At 33.2% G+C, this 7,801-nt stretch carries 8 protein-coding genes; 1 reads left to right on the top strand and 7 read right to left on the bottom strand.

From position 1 onward, the window contains the following. A partial coding sequence (locus MV589_RS02145) for a prephenate dehydrogenase (protein WP_297431593.1) occupies window positions 1–713 on the bottom strand: 713 nt, incomplete at its 3' end. A gap of 101 nt (window positions 714–814) precedes the next feature. Between MV589_RS02145 and bamA the strand changes: the two genes are divergently transcribed. Then, window positions 815–3,076 (top strand): outer membrane protein assembly factor BamA, encoded by a 2,262-nt coding sequence (gene bamA / locus MV589_RS02140; RefSeq protein ID WP_297431591.1) that lies wholly within the window; start codon window positions 815–817, stop codon window positions 3,074–3,076. Between the two features lie 8 nt (window positions 3,077–3,084). Here bamA and MV589_RS02135 read toward each other — a convergent pair whose 3' ends face one another. The 6 genes from MV589_RS02135 to MV589_RS02110 all read right to left on the bottom strand — a co-directional run. After that, on the bottom strand, window positions 3,085–4,551 hold the full coding sequence (locus MV589_RS02135) for a Ppx/GppA phosphatase family protein (RefSeq protein WP_297431589.1): 1,467 nt from the start codon (window positions 4,549–4,551) through the stop codon (window positions 3,085–3,087). Between the two features lie 3 nt (window positions 4,552–4,554). Further along, entirely contained in the window at window positions 4,555–4,806 is a 252-nt protein-coding gene (locus tag MV589_RS02130; protein ID WP_297431587.1) for a YfhL family 4Fe-4S dicluster ferredoxin, read from the bottom strand. Between the two features lie 63 nt (window positions 4,807–4,869). Continuing rightward, a complete protein-coding gene (locus tag MV589_RS02125; RefSeq protein WP_297431585.1) occupies window positions 4,870–6,171 on the bottom strand; it encodes a sensor histidine kinase in 1,302 nt (433 codons plus the stop codon). 63 nt (window positions 6,172–6,234) lie between these two features. Beyond that, window positions 6,235–6,906 (bottom strand): homeostatic response regulator transcription factor HsrA, encoded by a 672-nt coding sequence (gene hsrA, locus MV589_RS02120; protein ID WP_297431582.1) that lies wholly within the window; start codon window positions 6,904–6,906, stop codon window positions 6,235–6,237. 100 nt (window positions 6,907–7,006) lie between these two features. Beyond that, a complete protein-coding gene (locus MV589_RS02115) occupies window positions 7,007–7,336 on the bottom strand; it encodes a dihydroneopterin aldolase (protein WP_297431580.1) in 330 nt (109 codons plus the stop codon). Continuing rightward, window positions 7,337–7,801, bottom strand: a 465-nt coding sequence (locus MV589_RS02110; RefSeq protein ID WP_297431577.1) for a glycerol-3-phosphate acyltransferase, incomplete at its 5' end; no start/stop codon positions are given.

Here is a 7,801-nt window from a genome sequence, read left to right as displayed (position 1 = left end):
GCCTCAAGGAGATTTTCTTTGTTTTGAGCAAAGACATCTTCCCACATATATGGCGAGCTTTTTGCAAGGCGGCTCATAGAGCGAAAGCCTCCTGCAGCGAGAGCTAAAATATTATGTTTATTCTCCTGTCTGAGTACAGTATTTGCAATAGAGTAAGATATTGCATGAGGCATATGTGAGATAAACGCAGCATGTCTGTCATGATCATGTGCGCCCATAAAATACTTTTTCATATTAAGTGCTTTAAAGATTTTTCTTGCAATTTTTCGCTGTGTTGCTCCACTCTCTTCAAGGTCACATAAAACAACCACTTTATTGTCATAAAGACCTTCTACAGCAGCCTTTGGACCGAAATTCTCTGTACCCGTCATAGGATGTGCAGCAACAAAATTTTTACGAATGCATGCCGGAACTGAGGCGACTATTTTTTCTTTGGTACTTCCTAAATCTATAATAGTTGTCTCATCTGCTACATCTTGCATATTTTGTAGTGCTGCAATCACTCCGTTTACAGGAATAGCCAAAAAGATAACATCGCATTTTTTAATTGTTTCAAAACTAACAATCTCTTCAACGAGATCGAGTTCTATTGCATCTTTTTTATGTGTTTCATTATGGTCGTAACCAACAATTTTATCAATAAAATCGAGCTTTTTAAGTGAGAGTGCTAAGGAGCCACCCATAAGTCCTAGACCAATAATTCCTATATTCATATGTCATCTTTATTTTTAATTTCATAATTATACTATTTTTTTACCTCCTATTAACCTCCAAATGGGTAAAATCTTTATCTATTTTTATATATGGAATTTTAATGAAAATCTTTTTATCTATACTTCTTGTACTCTTTAGTGTTAATCTTTATGCACAAATTGTAAAACAAATTAATTTTGATGGTCTTGTACACATCTCCGAGCCAGTTGCCCTGCGAATGCTTCCTTTTGAAAAAGGTGATAATATCAATGTAGAAAATGTTGATAAGGCGATTAAAATTTATTTTAATCAAGGTTACTTTAATGATATATGGACAAAATTCAATGATGGAGTTTTGACATTTTACTTTAAAGAAAAAGCAATTATTTCTCAAGTAGAGCTTAAAGGCTGGAAAGAAGATGATAAAGATATTATGGATAGCGTTGTTCAGATAAAAAAAGGGACACTCTATGATGAAGAGAAACTTGAAGCTGCAAAAAAACGTATTATTGAAGCTATATCGCAAAAAGGAAAAATTGACTCTGTTGTTGAAATAGAGACAAAACATCTTAAAAATGGAAGTATAAAAGTGACATTTGTTGTAAATCCAGGTGAAGAGATAACCATTACAAAATTACAATATAGTGGTGTAAAAGGTCTTGATCCTAGTGATTTTAACTCTGTTATAGCAAATAAACAACACCAGTGGATGGGTTGGTTTTGGGGTCGAAATGATGGAAAAATGAGCCTGCGTGACTTAGAATATGATAATCTTCGAATCCGTGATTACTATATGCAATACGGTTATTTGGATGCAAAGGTCAATCCTCCTTTTGTTCGTGTAAATTTTGATAATTATACAGCCAATATGAGTTATCAAATTTCAGAAGGAAATTCATACAAAATTTCTAAAGTTTCTATTTACCAAACGCAGCATGTTATAGCAGATGAAAATCTTACAAAATTGCTCTCTTTAAAAGTTGGAGATACGTTTAACATTAAAAAATTTAGAGCAGATTCCCAAAAGATTAAGACAGCAATAGGTGATATGAGTTATGCTTTTGTGCAGGTTGTTCCTGACTTGAAAAAGAATAAAAAAGATAAAACTGTTGATGTAATTTTTAAGGTAATGCCTGGTGATAAAGTAAAAATACGCAATGTTCTTATTTCAGGAAATACAAGAACGCTCGATAGACTTGTTCGTCGTGAACTCTATCTTGGACCTGGTGATATGTTCTCTTTAACAGATTTAAAAGATTCTCGAAATGCATTAGGAAGATTAGGGTTTTTTGAAAGTAATACTATTGAAGAGAAGAGAATTGACCAACATACTATGGACTTGATTGTTAAGGTAAAAGAGACACCTACCGGAAATATACAACTTGGTGGTGGATATGGAAGTTATGGTGGACTTTTACTTAGCGTAGGCGTGAACGATAGAAATATTTGGGGAAGTGGTATTAATGTTGGAGTAAAAGCTGAAAAGTCACAGACAACGCAGAACTATTCATTTAATATCTCTAATCCACGTCTAAACGATAGTGACTTTAGCGGTAATTTTTCCATTTATCACTCTGTATATGATTATAATGATTATACAGTTCTTAGTGATGGTGTGACAGTTGGAACCGGACATAGGTTTTCTCGTCATATTAGCGGCTATCTAGGCTATGGGTACTCTGGAAACTCTTATGATTTTTCAGATACTTTAGATACAAATCTTACAGATACTTACTATTTGAAAAATTACACAAAAAGTAGTGTTACTATGAGTGTTAGCTGGGATAATACCGATGATTATTATCTTCCTCGTGAAGGATTTGTTCTCTCTCAAAGTTTTGAAAAAGCGGGACTTGGTGCGAAAGCAGATTTTCTAAAATCTAGAACAAAATTTGCGAAGTATTATGGTCTGAGTGATCTGCTTGGTTTTGATGCAATTTTTAGATATAAAGCAAGATACAATGCAATCATTAACAATGGTTTTATTCCTCTTGCTGAAAGATTTTATATGGGTGGTATTGGTAGTGTTAGAGGATATGAATCTTACTCTCTCTCTCCAACGATATATGATCCAAAAGCGACTACTACTAATGGCATACGAAGAATTGGTGGAACGCAGACATTTTCAAATAATTTAGAATTGAGTTTTCCTCTGCTCCCTAAAGCAAAAATGCGTCTTGTAACTTACCTTGACTGGGGATTTATTTCTGATAATACAAGAGAGGATCTTATTACAAACAATATAGCAAGAGCGGGATATGGTACAGGATTAGAGTGGTTTTCACCTGTTGGACCTATTCAGTTAATGTTCTCAAACCCTATCAACCCTCAATCAGGTGATAAGGTAGCACACTTTGAATTTACAATGGGACAAAGATTTTAAAAGTAGTTTTAACTAAATACTACTTTAAAGTTTTCATGCTCACAATGGAGTTTATTGAGCGCATCTTTTGCAAGATAGAGATTACGTTGTGAATTTATATAGAGTGTTCCATTTTCAAATTGCAGGCTAAAGTCAATATTTCTCGGTCTGTGACTTAGTAAAATAATACTAAGTGAAAGTAAAAAACTAAGCTGCTTTGTCGTATCTTGTTTTGGTAAGAGTGCAGCATATTTTTTCAGATGAGAATTTGATGGTAGTTTATTTTTAGCATATCTTGTAAGTGTTGCTATAAGCATAATGTCTTTATGCGTAAATCCATACTCTAAAGCTGTTTGAATAAGATAATAAGTATGCTTGTTCTGCGAATAAAAATGGATACTTCTTCCTGCTGGATAAAGCTTTGCTGCAAGCGCAAGATTTACTCGATACTGCGGATGTATTTCAAAATAGGGTGCGGTTAAATCAAAAAGTTGTTTACTTAGTTGCGCAAGTTGGTTTGAAAATGCTTTATCTTGAACATGTGCATCGAGTATGTATTTTACAGAGGTATTGTAATTGTGGGGAAATTTATCTTTTGAATTTCGTAAAAGATCTTGAAGATAGACTCCCTCTCTGACGCCTACACCACTTGTAATAATATTTTCAATAGCAAGTTTTTTTAGTAGTCTTTGTAAAATGAGCGTTCCAGGTTTGATAACATCAAATCTATTTTGCTCTATGTAAAGGTTTTTGAGTTTTTTTTCATCACTTTTTAGTACCTTATCAATAAACTTTTCAAAAACTTTTCTTTCGTATTCAAAAGCATGAAGTTTATTTAATGGATAGTCTGATTGTAAGAGGACTGCGTTTGAGATTGCACGAAATGTTCCTCCAATTCCTATTAGTGTCTCAATTTTTTCATCAGGAATATTTTGAAGTTGTTTGTCTATATATTTTATGGCACCATCAATGTCATTCGTATCAAAATAGAGCTCTTTTAAGCGTACTGTACCAAGTTTTAAAGATGTTGTTTGAGAAACATTGTCTGCATCAATAAATGCAAGTTCAGTAGAACCTCCACCTATATCTATACTGAGAGCATTTTTCTGTTTTGGTAAAAGATTTGCACATGCTATTGCTCCAAAATATGCCTCTTTCTCACCACTAATTACTTTAATGTTGAGTTTGAGTTTTTCTCTGACACGCTTTAAAAATTCTTGTTTGTTTGGAGCATCTCTTAAGGCAGAAGTAGCGACACATAGTGTCTTTCTTGTTTGAAAAGATTGTGCAATCTGCACAAAATCACGCAGGGCGTTAAAAGTTCTTTGCATTGGTAGCTCTTGTAACTCACCACCATTACTATAAGCATGCTCAGCTATGCGAACTTTTGATTTTTCTTCGTAAAGTAGATGAAAAGCAAAGCGAGAAGTTTTTTCATAGATGACCATCCTAACAGAGTTAGAACCAATATCTATGACTGCTACTCTTTTTGCCAAAATTTACTCTTCTAGTTCTAAGTTTTTGTATTTAAACTGCAGCTCGGCAATTGTCTCTACATTATCTTTATCTGGGACAATACAATCAACTGGACAGACTGAAATACATGCTGGCTCATCATAGATACCAACACACTCTGTACAACGATCAGGATCAATATAATAAATAGGGTCTCCCTCTTCTATTGCTATTGTTGGACACTCTTCTCGACATGCATCACATGCGATACACTCTTCATTTATGATTAAAGCCATATTTAAAAACCTTATATTTTATCTTTAAGTTATTACGTGAGCGATTTATAACAAAATAAAGCTTTATTGTTTTTTAATTATACATGAAAGTTGTGAATTTAAGCCTAAAGAGGCTATTGTTCCATCTACTCCATCAGTTCTGTTTTTGATGCTAATTTTTGCGCCAAGTGCATCAGCTGCACTTTTCGCTAAAAAGAGTCCTAGACCTACACCTGACTTATTTCCTTGCCTCTTAAAAGGCGCAAACAGATCAACAGCATCATCAATACCACATCCCTCATCAATTACCTCTATAAGCAGTCCAAAATCGTCTTGGCGGCTTCTTAGTGTAACACTTTTTTCTTTGGGTGTAAATTTGAGTGCATTTTGTAAAAAGTTTTGTATTATTTGATTGAGTAGGCTTACTTGAAGCATAGCCATATAACCATCTGGTTGTAAGTCAACCTTAAGCTCTTTTTGTTCATTTGCTGCTAAGAGTTTGAAATCATCTGCTTTTTGTTTGAGAATTTGGATTACATCCACCTCTGTAGGCTTGTCAAGCTGAGCACCCTCTTGTCGTCCAATATTTAAAATATTTGAGACAATAATATTCATCTCATCTATTGTTTTATTTGTAACCTTAAGCGCCTCTATGTACTCCTCTGGAGTGCGTTTTTTTATGAGTGTGACTTGATTTTTTAGTTTAATAACTGCTAAGGGTGTTTTTAGTTCATGTGCAGTTCCTATAAAAAGTTCTTTTTGGTATTTTACAAAGTTTTGTATTCTTGAAATAAGCCTATTTATAGTCTCTCCAAGAGGCTCAAATTCCATTGGGAGTTCTTGGGTCTTAATGGGTTTCATAAGATGCTCATTCATATTTGAGAGCTTTTTACTCAGTGTAGTAATAGGAACAATTAACATTTTAGAGAGGGTAATTGCATAAATAATTACAAGTAAAAATCCTGCAATATTAATAATGAAAATATATCGAAGAATTTTATTTAAAAGTTGTTTTGTTGGTGTTATATCCTTTGTAATCTTGAGATAACTATTTGTTGATGTTTGAAATGGGTAGATTATAGTGAGTTGAGTATGTTTTTTCTCTGTTTTTTCATAAACATTTGTTTGAATATTTTTCTCTTTAAGGTGAATGATTTCGACGCTTAAAGAGAAAATGCTACCTGAAAACATCTCTTCATTTGTTTGATAGACTGATTTGTCATTTACAATGTTTTGTGCATAGTGTGTTAGTTCATTGATTTTATCATCGTAAATAGATCTTTCAATATAAAAATAGAGAAGCGATGAAAATATAAGTATAAGTGAAGCAGATGAAAAAATAAGTTGTATAAGAAAGTTGCGTCTTATACTTTTTTTGGTAATCACAACAAAACCCCTTGAGAACTTAAGTCTAAGGGATTATATCATTTTTTTTCTCTTAAAAAGGAATTAGATCTCTTTTGGAAAACAAAAACGGTACCCACGACGGCGTACAGTTTCAATGGTAGTAATGTTTAACGGTTTGTCCATTTTTTGTCTAATTTGGTTAATAGCAACCTCAATTACATTTGGAGTAACGAGTTCTGGTTCTTCCCAGATTGCATCAAGAAGTTGCTCTTTAGAAACAATTTGGTCACGATGACGAGCAAGGTGAGTAAGTACTTCAAAAGGTTTTCCTTTGAGTTCTATGTCAGTCTCTTTATAAGTGATTTTTTCTTCTTCAGGATTAATAGTTAAATCTTCGATTTCAATGATATTACTACCACCAAAACGTAAACGTGCTTCAAGACGAGCAATAAGAACATCAAAGTCAAAAGGTTTTCTGATGTAATCATCTGCACCAGCACGAAGTGCTTCTATTTCACTCTCATTGTCATCTCTTGCAGAGACCACGACTACAACTGTTTTTGGAGTATTTGATTTAATTGAACCGATGATGTCAACAGAGTTTCCATCTGGAAGCATCCAATCCATAAGAACTAAATCGTAATTACGAATGTCAAGGTAGTACTCACCATCTTTGAGTGTTTCAACAACATCACTTTGGTAACCAAACTCTTTTAGCCCTTCTGCGAGCATTTTGTTTAATGTAACTTCATCTTCTATAATTAGAATACGCATTTATTGTTTCCTATTTCTTAAATATTTGCCGAATCATATCATAATTTTAGGTAACTTTAAAGTTTTATTCAATTTTTTTTAAAAAAAAGTGAAGTTAGGATTAAGAATTGAACTTGTAAATATTGGAGACACTTACCTTACAGTTGGGAAGTATAGAGGGTTTTGTGATTTTTAAATTAAGTAAAATAATATTTGAAAAGTTTATTTTTAGAAGAGATGACAAATGTTCTAAAGCATCCTCAATAAGTAAAAATTTTTCTTTTTGCATTGTATCTTGAAGTAAGGCAGCAATATCAGCATAGTTAATAAATTCATTATTGTAAATATAGTCAATTTCAAGATTGATAATAACATCTTGCTCTTGTTCGCGTTCAAAATCTAAAATTCCAATGATGCATTGAAATTTCAAATCTTCTATGTGAATTGTCATTTAAACAACTCTTTTCTCTTCGCCTTTAATAACACGAATAATATTTGGAATATGTTTATAAAAAAGAATAAATACAATAAGAACAACAGGCGCGTGTGCCATTTGTGGGTGAATAATAAAACTAGCAATTAAAAGTGATAAAACACCAGTAAGTGATGAAACTGATGAGATGCGCACTGTTTTTGCCATCACAGCCCAAACAACTAAAGCAATAATAGTCTCTAAAGGAAGCATAAACATCATAACACCCATTCCTGTTGCTACACCTTTACCTCCTTCAAAGTTAAGGTATGGTGAAAAACAGTGTCCTAAAACAGCTAAAACTGCGATACCCCATAGAGTTGCTTCGCTTAATCCCACAAAATAGGCAATAGTTAAAACTAAAACACCTTTAAGAGCATCGAGTGCTAAAGTTGCAATGCCTAGTTTTTTTGCTAAAGCTGGGTTTGTCTCTTTGACAACTCT

Origin of the sequence: Sulfurimonas sp., from assembly GCF_026991475.1 — a bacterium.
Taxonomy (GTDB): domain Bacteria; phylum Campylobacterota; class Campylobacteria; order Campylobacterales; family Sulfurimonadaceae; genus Sulfurimonas.
The sequence above is the reverse complement of the archived record's forward strand: the minus strand, read 5'-3'. Positions and strand labels throughout refer to the sequence as shown.